Origin of the sequence: Pseudomonas sp. NC02 (assembly GCF_002874965.1) — a bacterium.
GTDB lineage: Bacteria > Pseudomonadota > Gammaproteobacteria > Pseudomonadales > Pseudomonadaceae > Aquipseudomonas.
The window spans coordinates 508,262-531,999 of sequence record NZ_CP025624.1 but is presented as its reverse complement, the minus strand read 5'-3'; the positions used below and the strand labels follow the sequence as shown (position 1 = coordinate 531,999).

General features: G+C 61.6%; 18 protein-coding genes. 2 read left to right on the top strand and 16 right to left on the bottom strand.

Translation table 11 applies throughout. From position 1 onward, the window contains the following. Positions 1-150: 150 nt before the first annotated feature. Positions 151-1,956, bottom strand: a complete 1,806-nt coding sequence (gene msbA / locus C0058_RS02415) for a lipid A export permease/ATP-binding protein MsbA (protein WP_003209481.1) — start codon at positions 1,954-1,956, stop codon at positions 151-153. A 159-nt stretch (positions 1,957-2,115) separates the two neighbouring features. Between msbA and C0058_RS02410 the strand changes: the two genes are divergently transcribed. Next, a complete protein-coding gene (locus tag C0058_RS02410; RefSeq protein ID WP_008439137.1) occupies positions 2,116-3,993 on the top strand; it encodes an O-antigen ligase family protein in 1,878 nt (625 codons plus the stop codon). Between the two features lie 66 nt (positions 3,994-4,059). Here C0058_RS02410 and C0058_RS02405 read toward each other — a convergent pair whose 3' ends face one another. The 7 genes from C0058_RS02405 to C0058_RS02375 form a co-directional block, all read right to left on the bottom strand. Then, positions 4,060-4,944 carry a glycosyltransferase gene (locus tag C0058_RS02405; protein ID WP_003209477.1) on the bottom strand — a complete coding sequence of 295 codons (885 nt, stop codon included), beginning with the start codon at positions 4,942-4,944 and terminating at the stop codon, positions 4,060-4,062. Then, positions 4,941-6,089, bottom strand: coding sequence for a glycosyltransferase family 4 protein (locus C0058_RS02400; protein ID WP_008439138.1), 1,149 nt, complete (start codon positions 6,087-6,089; stop codon positions 4,941-4,943). Before C0058_RS02400 ends, C0058_RS02405 begins: the two co-directional genes overlap by 4 nt. Before the next feature lie 85 nt (positions 6,090-6,174). Then, positions 6,175-7,581 (bottom strand): PIG-L deacetylase family protein, encoded by a 1,407-nt coding sequence (locus C0058_RS02395; RefSeq protein WP_102367969.1) that lies wholly within the window; start codon positions 7,579-7,581, stop codon positions 6,175-6,177. Further along, the gene (locus C0058_RS02390) at positions 7,578-8,474 is read right to left on the bottom strand and encodes a GNAT family N-acetyltransferase (RefSeq protein WP_008439141.1); all 897 of its coding nucleotides are present in this window, start codon (positions 8,472-8,474) and stop codon (positions 7,578-7,580) included. The genes C0058_RS02395 and C0058_RS02390 overlap by 4 nt, the downstream gene beginning before the upstream one ends. After that, on the bottom strand, positions 8,475-10,232 hold the full coding sequence (locus C0058_RS02385) for a carbamoyltransferase (RefSeq protein ID WP_008439143.1): 1,758 nt from the start codon (positions 10,230-10,232) through the stop codon (positions 8,475-8,477). Positions 10,233-10,386: 154 nt separating this feature from the next. Next, the gene (locus C0058_RS02380) at positions 10,387-10,740 is read right to left on the bottom strand and encodes a YceK/YidQ family lipoprotein (RefSeq protein WP_102367968.1); all 354 of its coding nucleotides are present in this window, start codon (positions 10,738-10,740) and stop codon (positions 10,387-10,389) included. A 53-nt stretch (positions 10,741-10,793) separates the two neighbouring features. Beyond that, positions 10,794-11,126 (bottom strand): YceK/YidQ family lipoprotein, encoded by a 333-nt coding sequence (locus C0058_RS02375; protein ID WP_010169294.1) that lies wholly within the window; start codon positions 11,124-11,126, stop codon positions 10,794-10,796. A gap of 157 nt (positions 11,127-11,283) precedes the next feature. On the opposite strand from C0058_RS02375, the gene C0058_RS02370 reads away from it, so the two are divergent. Then, the gene (locus tag C0058_RS02370; RefSeq protein ID WP_174717770.1) at positions 11,284-13,374 is read left to right on the top strand and encodes a TonB-dependent receptor; all 2,091 of its coding nucleotides are present in this window, start codon (positions 11,284-11,286) and stop codon (positions 13,372-13,374) included. Between the two features lie 66 nt (positions 13,375-13,440). Here C0058_RS02370 and C0058_RS02365 read toward each other — a convergent pair whose 3' ends face one another. From C0058_RS02365 to glnE, 8 genes are read right to left on the bottom strand one after another with little or no spacing between them, the layout of a single operon-like run. Next, a complete protein-coding gene (locus tag C0058_RS02365) occupies positions 13,441-14,883 on the bottom strand; it encodes a lipopolysaccharide kinase InaA family protein (RefSeq protein ID WP_102367967.1) in 1,443 nt (480 codons plus the stop codon). Next, entirely contained in the window at positions 14,883-15,635 is a 753-nt protein-coding gene (locus C0058_RS02360; RefSeq protein ID WP_008439156.1) for a lipopolysaccharide kinase InaA family protein, read from the bottom strand. Before C0058_RS02360 ends, C0058_RS02365 begins: the two co-directional genes overlap by 1 nt. Then, positions 15,632-16,366 (bottom strand): lipopolysaccharide kinase InaA family protein, encoded by a 735-nt coding sequence (locus C0058_RS02355; RefSeq protein WP_003209451.1) that lies wholly within the window; start codon positions 16,364-16,366, stop codon positions 15,632-15,634. Before C0058_RS02355 ends, C0058_RS02360 begins: the two co-directional genes overlap by 4 nt. Beyond that, positions 16,366-17,172, bottom strand: a complete 807-nt coding sequence (rfaP, locus tag C0058_RS02350; protein ID WP_003209450.1) for a lipopolysaccharide core heptose(I) kinase RfaP — start codon at positions 17,170-17,172, stop codon at positions 16,366-16,368. The genes C0058_RS02355 and rfaP overlap by 1 nt, the downstream gene beginning before the upstream one ends. Continuing rightward, complete coding sequence (locus C0058_RS02345) at positions 17,169-18,293, bottom strand: glycosyltransferase family 4 protein (protein WP_102367966.1); 1,125 nt, start codon at positions 18,291-18,293, stop codon at positions 17,169-17,171. Before C0058_RS02345 ends, rfaP begins: the two co-directional genes overlap by 4 nt. Further along, on the bottom strand, positions 18,293-19,351 hold the full coding sequence (waaC, locus tag C0058_RS02340; RefSeq protein ID WP_003209442.1) for a lipopolysaccharide heptosyltransferase I: 1,059 nt from the start codon (positions 19,349-19,351) through the stop codon (positions 18,293-18,295). The genes C0058_RS02345 and waaC overlap by 1 nt, the downstream gene beginning before the upstream one ends. A 1-nt stretch (position 19,352) precedes the next feature. Further along, complete coding sequence (gene waaF / locus C0058_RS02335) at positions 19,353-20,387, bottom strand: lipopolysaccharide heptosyltransferase II (RefSeq protein ID WP_102367965.1); 1,035 nt, start codon at positions 20,385-20,387, stop codon at positions 19,353-19,355. A 55-nt stretch (positions 20,388-20,442) separates the two neighbouring features. Then, positions 20,443-23,382 carry a bifunctional [glutamate--ammonia ligase]-adenylyl-L-tyrosine phosphorylase/[glutamate--ammonia-ligase] adenylyltransferase gene (gene glnE, locus C0058_RS02330; protein WP_102367964.1) on the bottom strand — a complete coding sequence of 980 codons (2,940 nt, stop codon included), beginning with the start codon at positions 23,380-23,382 and terminating at the stop codon, positions 20,443-20,445. Positions 23,383-23,738: the final 356 nt, after the last annotated feature.

Below are 23,738 nucleotides of genomic sequence, written 5' to 3'. Positions count from 1 at the left end.
CAACCCACATACAAAATGAACAGGGGCGCGATATTACCACAGGGTTGTCAAAGGCTTGTGCAATGTAGGAGCCGGCTTGCCGGCGATGCGGCCACCGCGGTTTTTCAGTGCAACCGCGGTGGCCATCGCCGGCAAGCCGGCTCCTGCAGATCAGGTGATGTCGGCCGGGATCGGCGCGTCCAGGCCCATGGCATGCAGGCGGGCGTAGTAACCGTTTTGCGCCAGCAATTCGCCGTGGGTACCGCGCTCGACTATCCGGCCATCGTCCATCACCAGGATCAGGTCGGCTTTCTCGATGGTCGACAGGCGGTGAGCGATCACCAGGGTCGTGCGGCCTTGCATGACCTTGTCCAGGGCGGCCTGGATATGGCGCTCCGATTCAGTGTCCAGCGCCGAGGTGGCCTCGTCGAGGATCAGCAATGGCGCGTTCTTGAGCAAGGCCCGGGCGATTGCCAGGCGCTGGCGCTGGCCGCCGGACAGCAGCACGCCGTTTTCGCCGACCTGGGTGTCGAAGCCCTTGGGCAACTGGTCGATGAAGTCTTTGGCATAGGCATCGGCCGCTGCCGCCTCGACATCGGCCCGCGGTGCGCCGGCCAGGTCACCGTAGGCGATGTTGTTGGTCACCGTGTCGCTGAACAGGGTCACGTGCTGGGTCACCTGGGCGATGTGCCGACGCAGGTTGAGCAGGCGATAGTCTTCGATTTCCACGCCGTCGAGCAGGATCTCACCGCTCTCATGGTGGTAGAAACGCGGGATCAGGCTGGCCAGTGTCGACTTGCCGCTACCCGAACGCCCCACCAGGGCAACCATCTGCCCGGGCTCTGCGGTAAAGGTGATGTCCTTGAGCACATGGCGCTCGGTGCCCGGGTAGGTGAAGTTCAGGTTGCGCACTTCCAGGCGGCCGCTGACCTTGTCGCGCTCGATGGTGCCGCGATCGATTTCCACGTCTTCGTCCAACTGCTCGAAAATACTTTCGGCACCGGCCACGCCTTTCTGGATGGTCGAGCTGACTTCGGACAGCTGGCGGATCGGCTTGGGCAACAGGCCGGCCAACGTGATGTAGGCCACCATGTCACCCGCCGACGCATCACCGCGAAGGTACAGGACCAGGAACATCAACACTGCCATGGCGCTGTAGATCACCAGTTGCAGCGCCGGCGTATAGATCGCGCCGGTGCGGGTCATGCGCAGTTGCTTGTTGGTGTTGCTCAGGCTCGCCTTGAGGAAGCGCTTCTGCTCATACACCTCACCGCCGAAGCTGCGCACCACGCGGTAGCCCTGGATGGTTTCCGAGGCAACGTGGGTGACGTCACCCATCGCAACCTGGATCTTCTTGCTCTGCTTGCGGAATTTCTTGCTTGCGGTGCTGACCATCACGGCAATCAACGGCAGGATGGCGATCATCACCAGGGTCAGCCGCCAGTTCATGAACAGCAGCGAGGCGAACAGGAAGATCACCGTCATGCCTTCGCGAATCACCACCTTGATGGCATCGGTCGCAGCACCGGTGACCATGGTCACGTTGAAGGTGATGCGGGAGATCAGGTGCCCGGAGTTGTGATTGTCGAAATAGCGGTTCGGCAGGGTCAGCAGGTTGTTGAACAACTGCACCCGCAGGTCGTGGACCAGGCCCAGGGAAACCTTGGCCAGCAGGTAGTTGCCCAGGAACGAACCGAGGCCCTGCCACGCGGCGATCAGGATGATCAGCAACGGCACGGCCTGCAGCAGTTGCAGGTCACGCAGGAAAGGCACCGTGGGGAACAACACCGCTTCAGGGTTGGACAGGCCATCGACAAAGTACTTGAGGATGTAGCCCAGCATCGGCTGGGTCGAAGCGAAAATCAGAAAGCCGACGATACTCAACGCGAACAAGCCGGCATAGGGCTTAACGTAGCTGAGCAGGCGGAAGTATATTTTCAAGCTCGAAGGGCTTGCGCTCGGACTGGAGTCGGTCATATCACGCGGCGGTTTTGAAAAAGGAGGCTGACTTTAGCACAGCTTCTCTGTTGTACTTGCACGCGGCACAACCGCAGCCCCGTTGGATCCAACGGACGACATTATATAGCCACTACTTTAGTATGGTCGGCTTTCTTTATTCTGGAACGGCTTTTCTGTATGCACTCCAAGCGCCTTACCTATGGCTCAAATCGCGTTTTCGACTTCCTCTGTTTGTGGATTCTGCCCATCGGCTTGTTGTTGCTCCTGAGTTCGCTGTTCTTCGTCACCAATCGAAACGTGCTGCACAGGTTCTACTACCTGCTGTTCGCAGCGCCGACACTGTTGCTGCTGTGCCTGCGCCCGACGGAATTCAAGCAGGTATTGCGCGAGCCCCTGGCGATTGCCTTCCTGGTTTTCTCGGGCTGGGCGCTCACCAGCCTGCTCTGGAGCCCTGAGGCCACGACAGACTCCGACCTGTTCAAGCGGCCACCGAATACCTTCACGTTGTTTGTCGGCTTAGGACTGTTGCTGCATTACCGCAGCGAACTGTTCAAGCCGATCTTCTTCTGTGCCGCGCTGATTGCGCTGATATCGAGCGCCTGCAGCCTGGTGGCTTTTGCTCCCCACCTCTCGGATGGCTCGCGAATGATCGGCGGGCGTGGCGCTCTTGATAATCCGCTGTTGAGCTCTCACGTATTCGGTTTCTTCTGCATTTACTGGCTGTACGTATGCATGACCACCAAGCGTGCGCACGTACTCTGGTTCAGCGTTCCGGCGCTGGCAATCATGGGCGCTGCAGTGATGGCCACCGGCTCGAGAACGCCGCTGGTTGCCCTGCTCCTTGCCGTGCTCTGGCTAAGTTTCATCACTCGCAATCGGCGCTCGGCCCTGCTGATCGCCTGTATGGCGCTGGGGGCCGCGGCGCTGCTGCTGCTCTATCCCGAACTGATCACCAATCGTGGCAGCTCGTCCCGCTTCGAACTCTGGAGCATGTCGCTTGAGCGTATTGCCGAACACCCCTGGATCGGCCACAGCTACGACTCAGAGTTGTACCTGACACTCGCCGACGGCAATCAACTGCGCGAACCCCACAGCTTTGCCCTCGGCGTGCTCTATTACGTCGGCATCATCGGCTTCATCCCTTGGATATTCATGCTCGGCTGGGGCCTGTACAAAAGCCTCAAGGAACGTGCGCAGCCATTGTTCATCCTGGCCTCCTCCCTGCTGGCCTATGGCATCGGTGCCGGCCTGACCGAAGGCGGCGGCATTCTCTCGCGACCAAAAGAGCACTGGTTCCTGCTGTGGATCCCGCTGGCACTGATCGCCGGCCTGAGCATCGCCCAGCGTCGCCGCAGCCTGCTGCGCATGCCGGTTCAACGCCTGAAATCGCAAGACTTCGAACAGCTGTGCGCCAACGCCCACGTGATCGAAGCCGATGGCCTGGGGCCCAAGGTCCTGCGCCTGGAGGATGGCAGCTTCCTCAAGCTGTTCCGCCCTCGTCGCTGGTACACCTCAGGCAGCTTCAATCCCTATTCAGAGCGCTTTGCCAGCAACAGCGAGCAACTGCGTGCATTGGGGATTCCATCACCGGTCATCCTCAATCTCTATCAGTTAAAGGATGCGAGCAGCGCCGTACGTTATCAGCCGCTGCCCGGCCTGACCCTGCGCCAGGCCCTGCAAAGCCTGGACAGCAGCCTGCGGGAATCGCTGATCGAACGTTTCGGCCGGTTCATGGCCCAGCTCCACGAGCGCGGCGTGTACTTCCGCTCCCTGCACCTGGGCAACGTACTTTTGATGGATGATGGCGAGTTCGGCCTGATTGACGTGGCAGACATGCGCATCTACCCATCGCCGCTGCGTAACGCCCTGCGCCAGCGCAACCTGCGGCACATGCAGCGTTATCCCCAGGACCGCAACTGGTTGTTCGAAACCCACTTTGAACAACTCGCCGCTGGCTACGCTTCGGCTGCATCGCCAAGCGCCACGGCGAAGATCCGTGACCAGGTGTCCAGGCTCAATCGTCCGGTTGCGCAGGTAGCGAACCCGGCCAAGTGATGGCTTGAAGCGCCGGGGTTGCAGGCCTCGGGCCATTGCGATGAACGCAATGGCCCGGCCGAAGCCCTATGAGCTGCGCTGCGGCGCCAGGTACAGCCGCACCAACCCACGCAAGGTCTTGCGACCCCAGAACTTCAACGGAATCTGCTTGAGGATCTCCCGCGCCAGTGGGCGGTCACGGTCGGCGGTCTTGAGGAACATCGAGTTCAGGAAGTTGTAGCGAACCTGATCGTAGGCGGGATGATCGCTGAACAACCCGTAGGTCTTGAGGATGTTCTGGATCATGTAGCGGTGATTCTTGTAGGTATTGGTCGCGTGCTGGCGATAGCGCGCCATCACCACGCTCAACACGTCGATGGTGTACCCGGCGTGGGTGATCTTCAATTCGATCAGCAAGTCTTCCAGCGGAATCAGCGGATCGAACCCTCCGACCTCTTCCAGCGCCTGCCGACGGATCATCAGCGTCGGTGCCGGCGGAAAGGGCTTGCGATCGAGGAACAGGTCATCGAAATCCAGGCTGCGAAACGGCAAGTCGCGGCGCTGCTTCTTCTCCGGGTATGGCTTGCCGTCCCCATCAATCAACTCGATATTGCCGGCGCAAATACCCACCTTCGGCTTGCCTTCCATGTAGGCAACCTGGGTGGCGATGCGCTCGGGCAGCATGATGTCATCGGAGCCGAATGGCGCGATCAGGCTGCCTTTGGCGCGAGCGATGGCACCGTTCAGGGTATTGGTCAGGCCCTGGTTCTGCTGCACCTGGAAATCAAACCCGTGTTCGGCCTGCAAGCGCTGGATGCGCTCCACGCTGTCATCCCTGGAGCCATCGTCTACCACCAGCAACTCGATGTTGGGGTAGGTCTGGCCGAGCACACTGAGAATGCTCTGCTCGATGTACGGCCCGTGGTTGTAGGAGGCGATGATCACAGTGACCAGGGGTTGCTGCAGACTCATGCTTTACCTACTTCACGCAGACCGGTTTCGATCAGGTTCAAATACTTGTGCCGGAACTCGTCCAAGGTGTGGTTTTCTTCCAGGTAGCGGAACACTTGCTCACCCTTGGCACGCAGCTCTTCGTCGCTCAGCGCCAGGTAAGTGTCCAGTGCTGCCGCCAACTGCTCGACATTGCCCGGATCATGGGAGAGGCCGCCGGCACCTTGCACCAACGGCAGCATCGCCGGGCCATTGGAGGCGATGACCGGCAGATGGCCGCTCATGCCTTCCAGCAGCGCCAGGCCCAGGCCTTCGAACAACGACGGCATGGTCCAGATGTCGAAACCGCGCACATACTTCATGCCATCTTCGCGAAAGCCCAGCAGGTGCGCACGGCCGGTCAGGCCCAGGCGCTCGATATCGGCGCGCAGGTCTGCTTCGGCGCGGCCGGAGCCGATGATCCCCACCTGGGCCTCAGGGTATTTGTCCTTGAGGGTGGCGAACGCTTGCAACAAATGGGTGTGGCCCTTGATCGGCACCAGGCGGCCCAGGGCGCCAATCATCCGTGCATCCAGCGGCAGGCCCAGGGCCTTGCGCGCTTCATCCCGTGGCAACTGCAAGGCTTCGGCCTGGGGGATGTCGATGGCATTGGTGACAAAGGTGGTGTTTTCGCGGGTGAACCCGCAGTTGAGGTCCACCAGGTAATCCCTGACCGCTGCCGACACCCCGACGAATCGCCACGCCGGGCTGACCCACTTCTGCGTCTGGCGCCGGCGGTAGCCCCGGGCGTACTCGCCAAAACCGTGGGAGATGCCGATGCACAGGGGGATCTTCAACCAGCGGTTGAGCGACAGCATCATGTTCACCGACTTGAAGCGGTTACAGATGACCACGTCGAATTTCTGCTCGCGGCAATATTTGTAGATTTGCCACATCGCGCCGAAACGAATGCCCTTGAGGGACTTTTCCGGCAACTCGAAATAATGGGAGTGCTCAGCCACGCTCAGGGGCTGGCCGGGCAGCGGGCGGCCGCTGAGGAACCCGGATGTGACCTCGAAACGTTCAGCCGGCAAGGCCTTGACGATCTGCTCGCCGAGGTCGGCGAAGTCGTGGGTCTTGACGTTGTAGTCCGGCTGTAACTGCAAAACCTTGAAACGAGGTTTCATAACTCTCCATGCTGCAATCTGGCTGCGGGCGCGCAGCCCGGCGAAAAGGGGCGGCAGGCGCTGCAAGCCTGCCTTCAATAAGGTCTCAATCCTGCTTCAACACCCAGAGCAACTCATGACGGCGCACCGCCTTGCGGAAGAACTCATTCTCTCCGTAAGGCGATGGACTACGGCCCGCCAATAATTGCTGCAACCACCTGCGCACGCGGCGCTTGAACGGCGCCCGCGGCTGCAAGTCGTGCATCATGCCCAGGGCCATGGCCTTGTCCTGCTGCTGGCTCAGCGTCAGCGGCAAGCTGCAAGGCACAAGTTTACCGGAGGCATCAAAACGCGGCGGCAAGGCCACGCCAGCGCCCGAATCACCCATGGGCCAACGATCGTTATCATGCAGGTGGTTGGCGTAGCCGAGCAACGTGCCCGGTTGCCACTCCAGGCCTTGCAAGGCTTCGAGAATCGCGGCGTGGGCGCAGATGTGATCCGGGTGCGGATCCAGCAACGGCGTCGGCAACACGATCACCTGCGGGCGCGCCTTAAGCAGCAATGCCCGCAGGTCGGCAATCAGGTTATTCCAGGTCGGGGCGCCGTCCACATCCCCGGGCAAGGCCAGGGCATTGAACTGGCGAAACAGCCGCGTATCGTCCAACTGAGCTTCCCGGGAAGCCTGGGGCTGATCTGGCGCGGCCTGCATCGCCGGCAGTTGCATGCAGAAGTAACCCAACTGCACGCACTGCGCCTCGGGTACGCCCGCCCAACGCGGCACGGTGACGCTATCCCAGGCACGCAGGCGGCCTTTTAGGCGTGCGGCATCGGCCTTGGGCATGCCCATTTGTTGATAGTGATCGGCTTCGATTTCGCCCGCCGTCAGGGTGACGATCCAGCTCTCATCGGCTTGGCTGTAGAGGCTGAAAGCGGCCAGTTCGGCATCGTCGGCATGGGGCGCGATGACCATCACCCGTTGGCGACGGTAGTCCGGTTGGCGGAACAACCAGAGCGTCGGCTGCCCCTTGATCCGGCAGAAGCGCCCGCGCAAGCGCAGCTTACCGCTGGCCAGCGCTTCGCCCATGCCTGTCAGGTTGAGGTAGCGCCGTCCTGCAACCCCCCGCTCGAAGACTTGCCGGTCTGGTGCATCCAGGCCCGATAACTCCACCGCAGGATCGAGAAAACGCCCGAGCCAAGAGCTTTTGAGTTCAACCCCGACGATCAGGGTTTCATCGCCCACCAGAGGCGTGTCCAACAGCAGGCGCCCGGCTTCAAGACGCAGGCCCGCGCACTCGCTCCCTTCAGGAAACGCGTACTCATAATCGTCTTTCGGCGAGTAGAACAGATGATCGGCAAACCAGGCCTCATGTGCGGCCCACAGCACCACGGCCAGCACCAGTGGCAACCACCAGGCCACCAGCACACCGACAGCCACCAATAGCAACAGGCCCACCAACAGCGCAATACGCTTGTTGCGCCGGTGCTGCTTGAGCAATTGCTGTTTGCGACTCATACGCTGAACACCGGCACCGGGTTGCACCAGCGCTCCTTGTATTCACGGTCGGAACGCCCGAAGGAGAAACGCAGCGGCTTGTCGCTCGCTCGCGCTTGCTCCCAGGCACTTTGGGTATTGAGGAAACTCAGCACGCTGCCGGGGCTGAACGCCTTGGTTTCAGGGTCGACACCGCCGTTGACGTATTCGGCGCTGACCCACTGCGGCGCCTGCACCTGATACACCAGTTGCACGGCAATCGCAGCGTCATTGAGAAACAGCACCGAGCCGAACAGGAATTCCTTGAGCAACTCCAGCACCTCGGCCAAGCGCTCGGCACCCGCCGCCGGGAAACCCCAGCGCCGCTGGAACAGGTCGCAGTAAATCGCCGCCAGTTCGCTGCTGGAAAACTCGCCGACCGCCCGCACCACGCCGCCCGCCTCTTCCAGCAAACGCAATTCACGGCGCTGGTTGTAGCGAAACTTCTTCGACAACTCTTCCGGTGTGCGCGCCATGGCCAACTGCTCGGCCTGGGGCTTGAGGGTGCTTACGCGCCCCTCATTCAGTGCAGAGAGATAACGCGCGCGATGGCGCAATGGCACCTGCGCATCGGCGGCAATCGGCAGAATGATCTCGGCATTACCCAGATCAAACAGGCCTTTTTTGCCTTTGCGCTTGAGCACGTCCTTGGACAGGGCCAGGTCGCGCCCCCAGGTAGCAATTGCGCCCTTCAGCTCACCGTCCTGCTCCCAGCCCAGGTAGCGCACCGGAATCTGCGCCAGGTGCGCCAGCCGCTCGACGATCTGCGGATGAGTCGCCACGCTGCCGCCAAAACGCTGCCAGGCCTGGGCGTAAACCTCGGCCTCGACAGGCGTCCAGCCACGTTCACGCCAGCCCTGGAAGCGGTTCAGCATTTAGACCACGGCGTCATAAGGGTCCACGCCGTCCTTGACCACGAGGATGTCTTCCATGATCAGGTACTGCAGGTCGGAACCGAAGAACATGTTCAGCGCGTCGGTCGGCGAGCAGATCATCGCTTCGCCACGACGGTTGAGCGAGGTGTTCAGCGACACACCATTGCCGGTCAGTACTTCCAGTTCTTTCATCATGTCGTAGTAGCGCGGGTTGTATTCGCGCTTGAGCACCTGGGCACGGGAGGTACCATCTTCATGGACCACTTCCGGCACGCGGGTTTTCCACTCTTCCGACACTTCAAAAGTGAAGGTCATGAACGGCGCCGGGTGATCGACCTTGATCATCTGTGGCGCAACGGTGTCGAGCATCGACGGGCAGAAAGGCCTCCAGCGCTCGCGGAACTTGATCTGGTGGTTGATCCGGTCAGCCACGCCGGTGGCGCTTGGGCAACCGATGATCGAACGACCGCCCAGGGCACGCGGGCCAAACTCCATGCGGCCCTGGAACCAGGCCACCGGGTTGCCGTCGACCATGATCCTGGCGATGCGCTTGGGCATGTTTTCAATCTTGCGCCAAACCGGCTTGCTCTCGTGCTTGGCGCACGCCGCGATCACGTCTTCGTTGCTGTAGGACGGGCCGAGATAGACGTGTTCCATCTTCTCAACCGGTACGCCACGGGCGTGGGACACGTAGGCGGCTGCACCCACCGCAGTACCGGCATCGCCGGACGCCGGCTGCACGAACAGCTCCTTGACGTCGTCGCGGGCAATGATCTTCTGGTTCAGCTTGACGTTCAGCGCACAGCCGCCGGCAAACGCCAGCTTGCCGGTGTCTTTGAGGATGTCGCCCAGGTAATGGTCGATCATCTGCAACGCCAGCTTCTCGAACAGCGCCTGCATGCTGGCCGCGTAGTGGATGTACGGCTCGTCGGCGATATCGCCTTCGCGCTTCGGACCCAGCCACTCGATCAGTTTTGGCGAGAAGTAGAAACCCTTGCCCTTCTCTTTGTAGCGGCGCAGGCCGATGACGTTGGCGTAGTCGGTGTTGATCACCAGCTCGCCGTTTTCAAAGGAGGCCAGGCGCGAGAAATCGTACTTGCTGGCATCGCCATACGGCGCCATGCCCATGACCTTGAACTCACCGTCGAGCATCTCGAAACCGAGGAACTCGGTGATCGCGCCATACAGGCCGCCGAGGGAGTCCGGATCGTAGAATTCCTTGATCTTGTGGATCTTGCCGTTTTCGCCGTAGCCGAAGAAGGTGGTGGCGTACTCGCCCTTGCCGTCGATCCCGAGGATCGCGGTCTTCTCCTGGAAGCCCGAGCAATGGTAGGCACTGGAGGCGTGGGCCAGGTGGTGTTCAACCGGTTCGATCTTGATTTTCTTCGGATCGAAGCCCAGTTGCTCCAGGCACCAGACGATCTTGTTGCGATAGCGCTTGTAGCGACGGTTGCCCATCAGGATCGCGTCGAGGGCGCGGTCCGGGGCGTACCAGTAACGCTTGGCATAGTGCCAGCGGGCCTCGCCGAACAGGCTGATGGGGGCGAACGGAATCGCCACCACATCAACGTCGGAAGGCTTGATACCGGCTTGTTCCAGGCAGAACTTCGCCGACTCGTAGGGCATGCGGTTCTTTGCATGTTTGTCGCGCACGAAGCGCTCTTCTTCGGCGGCCGCGATCAGCTTGCCGTCGATGTACAAGGCTGCGGAAGGATCATGGCTAAGGGCGCCGGACAGGCCAAGAATCGTCAATGCCACAGGGGTCTAGCCTCTTTTAGTCTGCATGCAGGCGCGTCACGCCTGAAAAAAGTGTGCTCCCCGCCTGGGCGAGAAACAGCTAAAGGGCGGGATTATAGCGTAAACACGGCGCGGGATGATCTAGGGATTGTGGCGACCGGTTGTCACTGCAGGCCTAGCGGAAAATCTCGATGCTGCCGTCCTTGTTCTGGCGGTAGACCGTGTAGGGCAGCACGAGGGTGTCGAGCAAGCCGGAGGCCACGAGCTCGGCGGCGAAGATCGGCAGGGAGCCGGAGGCATCGCGCGTGTGCTCTTTGGTGGTGTCGGGGGCGCCGTTCAAGGTGCAGAAACCGTAGATCACCCCACTGTAGATACGCGGCACGTTTTCACAATAACTGCGCGATTCCTTGAGGTTCTGGCTGGCAACGGCGTCCGGGCGAAACACCGTGTTGATGGTGCCGCAACCGGTGGTGGATACCAGTACAGCGGCGAGAAGGACTCTGGTTGCAAGACTCACGGACAACTCCATTTGGCATAAGTGTGGGCATTCATCCCTGCCCCATACAACCTTGCCGGATCCGTTTATGAACCCGGGCGCCAATAGATACTGATGTTGCCATCGGTACCTTGCTTGTAGACCGTATAGGGCAGGACCACTGTATCAACAATGCCCGAGACCGTTATATCCAATAGAACGAATGGCATCAGCACGCCAGTGAGGTCCGGCGCGGCGTGCAGCAGGCAGAAATCAAAGGCAACCCCGCTGTAGACACGGGGAATCGACTGGCAGTAGGTTTTTTGCTTCCTGAGTTCACGTGCCGCCGCCGCGTCTTCGCGCAACAGCGTATTGGCCGTTCCGCAGCCGCTCAACACAAGGATTCCAATGCTTAGCGCAGCAGTCATTTTTAGCGTCATGGCAAGCCCTCTGAATGGCCAGCAACGCTAACATCGGCCCTGTTGGCGACCCAGCCCCCACGCACCGCCGCGCCATGTAAGAAGATTCCGAAATGGCAAAAGCTGGCTGAATCGTTAAACTCGCGCACTTTTGTGCGCCATGGATGCTGGTTTACTCATGAAAGTTGTTGTACCCACTCGATTTGCGATGCTGCTTCCCGGACTGCTTGGCCTGTACAGCAGCGCCCAGGCCGATGAAGCGCCACTGGTCCTGGACCCCAGCGTGGTCACCGGTTCGCGCAGTGCCAGCCCGTCGTTTGACCTGCCGTATTCGGTGGACAGCATCAGCCGTGAGCAAATCAGCGATGGCCAACTGGGCATCAATGCTTCAGAGGCACTGTCCCGCGTGCCCGGCCTGGTGGTTCAAAATCGCCAGAACTACGCCCAGGACTTGCAGATTTCCTCCCGTGGCTTCGGTGCTCGCTCGGCATTTGGTGTGCGCGGTATCAAGCTGATCGCCGACGGCATACCCGCCAGCACCCCGGACGGTCAGGGCCAGGCGGCGACGTTCAACCTCGACACCGCCGAGCGCATCGAAGTCCTGCGCGGCCCGGCCGCCACGCTGTATGGCAGCAATGCCGGCGGCGTGATCCAGATGTTCTCCCGCAACGGCGAAGGCCCGCCGCGCATCGGTGCCGAGACGCTGGTGGGCAGTGACGGCCTGAGCAAGAACCACCTCACCGCCGAAGGCGCGGCAGACGGCGCAGGCTTCGTGCTGGACGCCTCGCGCATGGACACCGACGGTTATCGCGACCACAGCAGCGCCCGCCGCGACCAGACCTTTGCCAAGCTCAATTTCGAGCCCGATGAAGACAGCAAACTGGCGCTGATCTACAGCAGCCTGGAACAGAACGGCACGCAGGATCCGCTGGGGCAGGCGTGGGATGCGTACAAGGCCGACCCGCGCTCAGTCAGCAGCGCCGCCGAGCTATACAACACCCGCAAAAGCATCGACCACCAGCAACTGGGGATGAATTACGAGCGGTATTTCGGTGATGCCACACTGCAGGTGAATGCCTATACCGGGCGACGGAGCGTGATTCAGTACCTGTCGATTCCCAAGGGAACGCCCGCCAACGAACGCGGCGGCGGCGTGGTGCAGTTCGACCGCAAGTTCTACGGCGGCTCCGTGCGCTGGATGCAACCGGTCGACAGCGTGCCGGGCGAGCTGATGATCATCACCGGCCTGGATTTCGACCAGAGCGAAGACAGCCGCCACGGCTACCAGAATTACAGCGGCAACACCCTTGGCGTAAAAGGCCAGTTGCGCCGGGATGAAATCGACACCGCCCGCAGCCTCGACCCCTACATCCAGGCCAACTGGGCCATCAATCGCTGGACCCTGCAAGCCGGGGTACGCCACAGCACCATGGAACTGGATGTCGACGACCAGTTCCTGAGCAACGGCGACTCCAGCGGCAACAAGACCTATCAGAAGAACACACCGTCCGTGAGCGTGATGTACGCCTTCACGCCCGACCTGCACGGCTACGTCAGTGCCGGCAAGGGGTTCGAGACGCCAACCCAGGCGGAACTGGCGTACGCGCCGGGCAACATCGAAGGGTTCAACTTCGGCCTGAAGCCGTCGGAAAGCACGCAGTATGAAGTGGGTTTGAAGGCACAGTTGAACGACACCCGGGTCAACGCCGCTGTTTTCCAGATCACCACCGAGGACGAGCTGGTGGTGGACCAATCGATCGGCGGCCGCACCAGCTACCAGAACGCCGGCCGCACCCTGCGCCGCGGCTTCGAGCTGGGCATCGAAAGCCAGCTCAGCGAGCAGTGGAGCACCAACATCGCCTACACCCGCCTGCAAGCCACCTACGACAGCGACTTCATCGGCGGCGGCAAACCGGTGGACAAAGGCAACTACCTCCCCGGTGTGCCGCAAACCACACTGTTCGCAGAGCTCAACTGGAAGCCCCGGGATTGGGTCAGCACCGCCGTGGAAGGCATGTACCGCAGCAAGGTCTACGTCGAAGACACCAACCAGCAACACGCGGCACCGGGCTACAGCGTGTTCAACTGGCGTGCACGCTTTGAGCAGAAGGTGGAGCACTGGACGTTCCACCAGACCCTGCGCCTGGATAACTTGCTGGATCGCCAATATGTGGGGTCGGTGATTGTCGGAGACGGCAACGGCCGCTATTACGAAGCAGCGCCGGGACGCTCGTGGTATGCAGGCGCCGGCGCCGAGTACACATTTTAGAAACTGACCATCGAACTTGTGGCGAGGGAGCTTGCTCCTGTTGGGCCGCGCAGCGGCCCTAAACCCCTAGCCCACTGCCTTTGGCAACCGCTGATCAATCACCCGATACAACGCACTGCTCTCAGGCCAGTTACGCATAAACCTTGCCCGATCCCTGGCATATGCCGGAGCGAAGCTGCTCAAGGACGTGTGCTGACACATCGAATCCAGGTCGATCAGCGCCCAGCGATCCGTGTTCCAGAACAGGTTATGCCCCTTGAAATCCCCATGGCTGATGCGCTCGCGGATCAACTCTGCGAACAAATAATCCAGGGCCTGCAATTCGGCCTCGGGTGCCTCGCCACTCTCAACATACGGCGCGAACCGCTCGATGATGTCCGGCCCCGGCAGGTACTCGGTCACCAGATACGCGCGGCTGCGCAGCCACAGGAAGCGCTTTTCCAGCAACGCCAGCGGCTTGGGCGTGGCGATGCCGAGGAACGCCAGGCGATTGCCTTCGCGCCACGAATGCCAGGCCCGGCTCGGGCGCCAGAAGCGCTTGAGCCAATGGGCAAACCCCTTGATGTTGTAGCGCTTGATCACGAGTGGTCGACCGGCCACCTCGACCTTGGCGACACTGGCCGCCCCACCGGTTTTATACAGGTGGCCCTGGTCGAGCAGCGCATCGGCCTGCGCCAGCACCGGCAGCATCGCCGCTTCTTCCTCACGACGAGTCGCGCGCAGAGCGAACGGCCCGCGCACGACGCTGAACAGCGTGCACTCCCGGCCAACCTTGCTCAGGAAGTCCTTCAAGCGCCAGACGCTGACCTTGCGTACCTGCTTCTGCAACGCTTCGAGCGGCAACGCGTGTTCGCCATTGCTCAGCAGGTAATACACCAGCAACTCTTCGGTAAACGGCTCGAGGTTTTTCGGCAACTGCGCGAAAAACACCCCAAGGTTTTCCAGGACCCGGTTGCGCGACAGCGGTTTGCCCGCCTCTTCGACACAGATCCCGGCGCCGTCGATCAAATACAGTTTGCCGTCCTGACGCAGCAGGTTGTCCAGGTGCAGGTCTTCCTGCCACAGGCCCTTGGCGTGCATCTGCGCAATCGCACCCAGCGCTTCGGCGAGCACCGCTTGCTGCTGGTCAGCCAGCGGCGGCAGGTGTTCAACAGCCTGCCACGCATCAGCCAGGCTGTCGGCGCCTTCAAGAAACTCGAACAGCAGCCAACCGCCCTCACCCTCTTGCAGACCATCGGCCAGCAACAGCGGTGTGGTCAGGCCTTGTTCGGCCAACAACCGCACGCCCTTGAGTTCACGCTGAAAATGCCGCGCCGCCTTGCTGCCCACCAACAATTTGGCCAGCACCGGGCGCCCGCGCCACACAGCTGCGCCGACATAACGCTGGCCCGGCAATACCCGCAGCAGGCTCAGCAGTTGCAACTGCCCAGGCCCGGCAGCGTCTGCCAGTTCGATGCTCAGGGGCAGGCTTGGCGTGCGGCCGGCATTTTTCAGTTCGGACAAACGCATCAGCGGTTCTCCTTGTGACTGCGCCGGGCCGCCAGGCGCTGGTGCCAGGTGGCAACCAATGCGCTGTCCTGCGGCTGGTCCAGGTAGGCCGCCAACAGCTGGCGAACCTGATCGTCAGACCATTGCGGCGCACGGCGCAGCAGCGGCTCCAGGTCCTTGACCCGGTCACGCCAGCCGAACAGCAGCGGGCGGGTTTTCTCCAGGTCGATCAACTGTGCCGCATACCCGTCGCCGGTGGCTTGCAGGAAAATATGCTTGGGATAAAAACAGCCATGCACCTGGCCCACGCTGTGCAACTGACGAGCAAGCTGACCGCAGGCCAGCAGGATTGCCCGCTGCTGCACGTCGCTCAACTCAGACCATTGCTCCAGCAATGAATCCAGGTCATTCCAACCATCCAGCGCCCGGGTCAGCAACATCGCCCGATGCTCTCCGGCCACTTTGCGCTCACCGAAAAACGCCGCCTGCAATGCCGGAATACCCAATTGCCGATAGCGGCTGATATTACGAAATTCGCGGGCAAAACTCGGCTCGCCAAACGGGCGGTGCAAGGTGCGCGTCAGGTAGTTGCTCTGGCGCTTGAGGTAGTAGCCCTGGCCTTCGAGTTCGAGGCGAAACACGCTGCTCCAGCCGCCGCGGCTGGTATTGGGCTCGTCCACCGCATCCAGTTGCTTGGCCCACAGCGCGTCGAAAGTGCCGAGGCCGTTGCGCTCAAGCAATGCTCGATCTTCGGCCGCCAGGAAATCACTCATTCTCGCCCCTCGAAAAACTTCACCACGTGGCGAATTCGCTGTTTGTCCGCCGCGCTCAAGTGTTTGCGCTGACGGTATTGCATGTAGAAGCGCAGGCGCTGGGTGGCCGACAAGTGATACTTGGCGACCTTGTCCAGGCAGGCCAGGTCCTTGGTAATGCGGTACTTGAGCCAGAACCCGCGCCAGAAATCGCCGTTGGGGCAATCAATCAGGTACAGGGTTTGCTGGTCGTCCACCAACAAGTTGCGCCACTTCAAATCGTTGTGGGTAAACCGGTGGTCGTGCATGGTCCGCGTGTATTCAGCGAGCTGGCGACTGATCTTGTTGACCCACACCGGATCCGACAGTTGCGGGTCATTGCGCTCGGCCAATGCCGACAAGTCTTCGGTCTTCGGCAGCTCGCGCGTGATCATCGCCCCGCGGTGATACGCCAGGCCTTTACGCTCCAGGCCCCAGGCGATCACATCGGCGGTGGGTATGCCCCACTTGGCGAAGCGCTTGAGGTTCTGCCATTCGGACTTGACTCGTGGCTTGCCCAGATAGCGGCGCAACCCCTTGCCTGCACCGACGTAGCGCTTGACGTAATAGTTGACCCCGCCGCGCTCCACGCGAATCACTTCGGACAACGGATCGCGGGTCAGCCGCTCGCCTTGCAGGGCGAACACGGCTTCCAGGCTACCAAAGTCATCCGCCAGGGCGGCGTAAGCGGGTTCCAGGTTCCAACCCGCCATCAGAGCGCATCCCCGTATCGTTGCTTGCGTGCGTAAAGCTTGGCGGCCATGCGTTCCAACGCCGACAGCAGCGCGCTTTGCTCGCCCAGGATCTGGCGCAAAGGTTGCTGGAAGTACGCCTTGAGAAACCGCAGTTTGTCGCGCCGGGTCAAACCGATCTCCAGGGCGGAGTAGTAAAGCCCCGCCAGGTCCTTGTCACGCCAGCGCCGGGGAATCTTCGAACGCACCTGGGCACGGTGCAGGTCGATCACCGAGAGCTTGATGTTGTGCACGGTAACCGGTTGGTCGGTGTGCAACAGGAAGTGGCACAGGTAGCAATCACGATGGTTCACGCCACCCCGGTGCATCGTGCCCAGGGTGCGCGCAAGCTCAACGGTCAAGGCATGCCGAATCGCCGGCACGGGCGGCTGTTTGACCCAGTCCATGGTCAGGTCTTCAAGGCTGACGATAGGCGCCAGCTCTTCAGTGACGATGAACGAGTGCTGGTCGGCCGGGTTGCTGCCCTTTTCACCAAAGGCCACGCCGGTCATGGTGGGCACGCCGAGTTCCCGCAGACGCTGGATCGCGTCCCACTCCTGGCCCGCGCCCAAGACAGGCAACTTGGCCGTGATCAGGTTCTTGAGGATTTCACCCCAGCCAATTCCCCGGTGGATCTTTACAAAATAATGGCGGCCTTCCACTTCCGTACGCAGGGTACGGCGCGCGGCCAGCTCACGAAACACCTGGCCGTCCAGCTTCTCGACTTCGGCGAACGCATCGCGTCCGGCCCACAGGGTCTTGAACGGTTCGGCAAGAATCAACTTCATCGGTTTGGCTCCGCCAGAATCAGGTCCGCAGCGTACTGCGGCATGCTATAGAGGTCGGCCGTCTCAGCGAAGGCCAGACCATTGCGGCTCCAGGCCGCGCGCGCTTGTGGATCGTCGAGCATATCCACCAGGTAATGGTTGAGCTGGGCCTGCTCGAACGGTTCGTCCAACACCCGCCCACTCTGGGCCTTGTCGATGTAAAACGCGTAGCCGCAGACCTTGCTCACCAGCACCGGGAGGCCGGCGACCACCGCTTCGATCAGCACCATGCCGGCCGCCTCGTTGTACGCGGGGTGGATCAACAGGTCGGCGCCCAGCAGAAAGCGCGGGATGTCGCTGCGGCCCTTGAAGAACTGCACCTGGTCGCCCAGGCCCAGCGCAGCACTCTGCAATTGGAATACTTTGGGGTCGTCCTGGCCGATTACAAATAGCCGGGTGCGTTTCTTCAGGCTCGACGGCAGCGCGGCCACGGCCTTGAGGCTGCGATCGACGCCCTTGGTCTTGAAGCCCGAGCCAATCTGCACCAGCAGCAAATCATCGTCGGCCAGGCCGAATTCGCGACGAAACTCGGCGCGGATCTCGGCAGCATTGGGCGGCGCGCGGCGGTCGCGGGCGATGCCCGGCGGCAACAAATGAAAACGCTCGGCCTGGGTCTTGTAATACTGGGTGAACAGCTGCTGCTGGTGTTCGGACAGCACCATGATCTGCGTCTTGGCGTCTTTGTCGAACACTGCACGCTCGTATTCGGCAAAGTGCTTGTACCGGCCGAACCAGCGATACATCGGGTTGCGCAGGTTCTGCGCCTTGTCTTCGAACACGCCGTCGGCGGCGAAGTACAGGTCCAGCCCCGGCATCTTGTTGAAGCCCACCACGCGGTCGACCGGGCGCTTGGCCAGGTCGGCCTGGATCCAGGCGTAGAGCTTTTCATTGCGCCGATGGTTGACCAGCGCCTTGACCGGCGCCACCAGCACTTCAAAGCCCGGCGGCACGTCACCCTCCCAGATCAGCGTATAGACGCGAATCTGATGCCCGCGCTGCTGGCACTCCAGGGCAATGCGCATGAAGTCGCGCTGCAGGCCACCAAAGGGGAAATACTTGTAGAGGACAAAAGCCAGTTGCATCAGTGTTCCTCAGCCAGTAACAACGTGCTTAAACGAGTTGCGACACGCTCAGGGTTCAGGCGAGTGAAGCACAGGGGCCACTCGCGCTTGAGATCGAACCGACGCTGGTCTTCGGCAGTCGGTTGATAAGTGCATTTCTTTTGCAGGCAAGGCGCACACGGGAAGTCGCTGGCCAGGTGAATCTGCGCCTTGCCATAAGCCCCGGTCAGGCCAGGATTGGTAGGGCCGAACAGGGAAATCGTTGGCACATCCAGTGCTGCGGCCAAGTGGCCAAGGCCGGTGTCGACCGCAACACACGCCTTCGCCCCCGCCAGCACTCGGGCCACCCCCGCGAGGTTCAGCCTGGGCAGCACTTCGGCGTTTTTCAGGCCCTGGGCCAGGCGTTCAGCCCGGGCTTTTTCGGCGGCATTGCCCCACGGCAGCTTCACGTCCACGCCAAAGCGGTCCATGCGTTCGGCCAGGTCGCGCCAGTAGGCTTCCGGCCAGTGCTTGGTGTCCCAGGTGGTGCCGTGCAGCAGCAGTACAAACGGTTTTTTCGGCGGCAGGCCCAGCAGCTTGTCGACACTGAGGCCGTAGTCGCCCAGGCCTTTTGGCAGGTCATAACCGAGGGCGACGGCAAACAGCTGGCGCAAGCGCTCCACCGCGTGCTGCCCACGGGCCACGGCCAGGCGCCGGGAATAGAAGTGCGCCGCCAATGGCTCGCGAGCCGACTGTTTGTCGAAACCGGCCACCGGGGCACGTACGTAGCGGGTCAGCCAGGCACTTTTCAGCAGGCCCTGGGCGTCGATCACCAGGTCATATTTGGTCGACTGCACGCTCTTCTTGAAGCGCCGCCATTCGCCACTCTTGAAGGTCTGCCAGAGGTTCTTGCGCCAGCGGCGGATCGCCACCGGGATCACCTTGTCCACCGCCGGGTGCCAGGTGGGAATCTCGGCGAAGCCTTCTTCCACCACCCAGTCAAACCGGATGCCCGGGATCGCCCGCGCCGCGTCGGTCAACGCCGGCAAGGCATGAATCACATCGCCCAGGGATGAGGTCTTGATTACCAGAACCCGCAACTTAACGAACCTCGACCACAGTGCCCTGCAACCGCTGCAACGCGTCGCTGACAGGTTGCGGCAGCAACTGGCGCAGGCAGTTGTAGTGGCCGAAGCGGCAGGTGCGATCAAAACACGGGCTGCAATCCAGGCCCAGGCGCACCACTTCGACCTTGTCGGCCAGCGGCGGGGTAAACCCGGGAGACGTCGAGCCATACACTGCCACCAGCGGGCGGTTCAGCGCCGCGGCCACGTGCATCAGGCCGGAGTCGTTGGACACCACCGCGTCGGCACAGGACAGCAGGTCGATGGCCTCGGCCAGGGATGTGTCGCCGCTCAGGTTGACCGCCTCTTCGCGCAGCCCCGGGATCAAGCGCTGGCGAATATCCTCGCCCACCGAATGATCGTTTTTCGAGCCGAACAACCAGACTTGCCAGCCCTCGCGAATCTTCATCTCCGCAACCTTGGCGTAATGCTCCGAAGGCCAGCGCTTGGACTCGCCAAACTCGGCGCCAGGGCACAGCGCCAGCACCGGACGGTCCAGCTCCAGGCCAAACTTCGCCAGGGCCGCATCCCGGGTGACCGGGTCGATTTGCAGGCTCGGACGTGGATACGGTGCAGGCAACTCGGCACCCGGCGCGTAGGCCAGGGCCATGAAGCGCTCGATCATCAACGGGTAACGGGCCTTGTCGAGCTTGCGTACGTCGTTGAGCAGGCCATAGCGAAACTCGCCACGCCAGCCGGTGCGCTTGGGAATACCGGCGAAGAACGGCACCAGTGCCGACTTCATCGAGTTGGGCAACAGGATCGCCTGATCGTACTGGCCAGCCAGGGACTTGCCGATGCGTCGACGGGTCGCCAGCTCCAGCGCGCCGTGGCCGAGCGGGAAGCTCAAGGCCTGACGCACCTCGGGCATGCGCTCAAGGATCGGCCGGCTCCACTCGGGGGCGAGCACGTCGATTTGGCAGTCGGGATGACGTTGCTTGAGGCACTGGAACAGTGTCTGCGCCATCACCATGTCACCGACCCAACTGGGCCCAACGATCAGAATATTCATGTAGTTTCCACAAACGATACGGGGAGGCTCATGCCTCCCCGCCTTATATAGTGTTTCAGCTTAACCCCAGTTCATGCCAGATTCGCTGCACCTGGCGCCGTTCGTCAGCGAACTGGTCCCCGGCCACCGTACCGGCCTCGTTCTGCAGGGCCTGGCGGTGAGCGGCGGAACGGTAGGCTTTATACACCTCGCGCAGCAAATGGGCATCGGCGGCGGGCATCAGCCCGACCTGCTCCAGGCCTTCCAGAATGCGGATATTGTCGGTGTAGCGCAGCAACGATGGATGTTGCGCAGACCACGCCAAAGCCGCGTATTGCACCATAAATTCAATATCGACGATACCTCCGGCGTCCTGCTTGAGGTCGAACGACGCCGTGGGTTCGAAGGCATTCGCCGCCGTTCCCGCCGCCGTGGACTTGGTGCCGAGGTTGTCGCGCATCTTGGCGCGCATCTCGCTGACCTCCTGGCGCAGCTTGTCCAGGTCCTGCGCACGGCCCAGCACTTGCGCCCGTACCTGCTCGAAAGCACGGCCCACATCCTGACTGCCTACCAGCACTCGCGCACGCACCAGCGCCTGGTGCTCCCAGGTCCAGGCTTCGTTTTCCTGATAACGCGCAAATGCGCCCAGGGAACTTACCAGCAAACCGGATGCGCCCGAAGGCCGCAGGCGCATGTCCACTTCATACAACTGGCCCGAGTTGGTCTGGGTGGTCAGCAGGTGAATGATCCGCTGCCCCAGCCGGGTAAAGAACTGCGCGCCATCGATCGGCTTGGCACCGTCGGTTTCGGCCTGGGGGTCACCGTCATGGATAAACACCAGGTCCAGGTCCGAACCATGCCCCAATTCGATGCCGCCGACTTTCCCATAACCGACAATGATGAAGCCAGGATCGCACAAGGTGCCGTCCACCCGTTGCGGCGAGCCGTAGCGGGCAACCGTCTGGCGCCAGGCCAGGGCCAGCACTTGTTCGAGGATGGCTTCGGCGAGCCAGGTCAGGTAGTCGCTGACTTTCATCAGCGGCAGGCTGCCGGCGATTTCCGAGGCGGCCACCCGCAGGCGGTGGGCCAGCTTGAAGTGCCGTAGGGCCTCCATCTGCTGCTCAAGGTCATCTTCGGGGATGCGCGTCAGGCGCTCGCGCAATTCGGCGGCCAGTTCCGGCGCCAGCGGCGGCTTGAACAGGCGGCCTTCGTTGAGCAGTTCGTCCAGCAGCAGCGGGAAGCGAGTGATCTGCTCGGCAATCCACGGGCTGGCGGCGCACAGGGTCAGAAGGCGACGCAGGGCGTCGGGGTTTTCCGTCAGCAACACCAGATAAGCGGAACGCCGGGCGACGGCTTCGACCAAGGGCAGGACGCGCTCCAGTACCAGGTCCGGGTTGGCATGTTCGACGGCCTGGGCCAGCAAGCGCGGGATAAATGCATCCAGACGCTCGCGACCCAGGCGCTGCATGGCACGCAATTGCGGACTGCTGCGCAGGCCGGCCAGGGTTTTCAAGGCTTTGGGCGCGTCGGTAAAACCACCTTCCTGCAACTGACGGCAGGCGGCTTCCTCGTCCTGGGACTCCTCCCACAACGGTAACCACTCACCGCCCACCACCAACTCGCTCTCTTCGCCCTCTTCTTCATCCGGATCGGCAATCACCTGGCGGAAATGCCAGTCCACCCGGCCACGCCAGTACATCAGGCGCTCATGAAACGCGGTCCAGTCCGGAAAGCCCAGCATAAAGGCAATCCGCGCCTGGTCTTCGGTGCCATCCGGGAGCATCTGCGTCTGGCGATCGGCGATCGCCTGGATCGCGTGCTCGGTGTAGCGCAGGAATTCATAGCCATCGCGCAGCTCGGCGACCACCGCCGGCGGCAGGTAACCCTGGCCTTCCAGGGTACCCAGCACTTTTAACAGTGGGCGCTGCTGCAGGCTCAGGTCACGGCCACCGTGGATCAGCTGGAACGCCTGGGCGATAAATTCGACTTCACGGATGCCGCCCGAGCCGAGCTTGATGTTCTCGGCCATGCCCTTGCGCCGCACTTCCTGCTGGATCAACTGCTTCATGGTGCGCAGCGCTTCGATGGCGGAAAAGTCCAGGTAACGCCGGTAGACAAACGGTCGCAGCATGTCGAGCAGTTGCGCACCGGCCACCTGGTCACCGGCCACCACCCGCGCCTTGATCATGGCGTAGCGTTCCCAGTCGCGGCCCTGGTCCTGGTAGTACTGCTCCAGCGCGTTGAAGCTGAGCACCAGCGCCCCGGCTGAGCCGTAAGGTCGCAGGCGCATGTCGACCCGGAACACAAAGCCGTCGACGGTCATCGGGTCCAGGGCCTTGATCAGTTTTTGACCAAGGCGGATGAAGAACTCCTGGTTGTCCAGCGAGCGCTTCACGCCGACCGTATCGCCGCCTTCGGGGTAGGCGAAGATCAGGTCGATGTCGGACGACAGGTTCAGCTCCACTGCGCCGAGCTTGCCCATGCCGAGGATGACCATGTGCTGCGGTTCGCCGCTGCGACGGCCCGTGGGTGTGCCGAACAATACGCAGTGGCGCTGGTACAACCACTGATAGGCCTGGTCGATGCTGGCGTCGGCCATGTCCGACAGGTCGCGGCAGGTTTGCACCAGGTCCGCCTGTCGGGTCAGGTCGCGCCAGATGATCCGCACCTGCTGGCGGGTGCGCTGGCGGCGCAGAACCCGGCCCAGTTCGTCTTCTGTCTCGGCTTGTTGCACGGCCGTCGCAATCTGTCCGCACAGCTCGCCGGGGGCAAAGCTGCGGTCCAGTTCGCCCCAGGCCACCAGCTCGAGCAACATCAAAGGGTCACGAACACTCTGTTCAATGACGAAATCACTGGCGGCGCACACACGGGCGAAGTCAGCCCAACGTTGCGGCGTCCACTCAGAAAGGCCATTATCGCCGTCCAATCCGGCCACGGCGTCACGAAATGACTGCTCGGCCCGCTTGGCAAATGGAAGCAGGATGGCCGGGAGTTCGGCCTGCATTGGAAGGCTCATGGTCTATCCTTGATCGGCGCGTAAAGGGCTTGTAGCTGTGAACGCAAGAACCACGCTCGGTGAAGGACTGTCGAACAAAGGTTAGAAATAGCTGAAAATTTTTCTTTTTTGGCAGTCAACATCAAATCTCTACCCTTTCTTGTTCGCAAAAGATCAACAATAACGATTATGCTCGCCAGCTAGACCGAGCAATCCGCTCAGTCTTGTGTAGTTTTACTACTCGTATATACATTCGAAAGGCTGAAATGGCCGACGATTTGTAGTAAAACTACAGGACGCCGAAGCAACCTTCGGCCATCCAAGAATTTATGTCGTCTGCCCACAAGGCCAGTCGCAAACTTCAGGCAACCGATTCT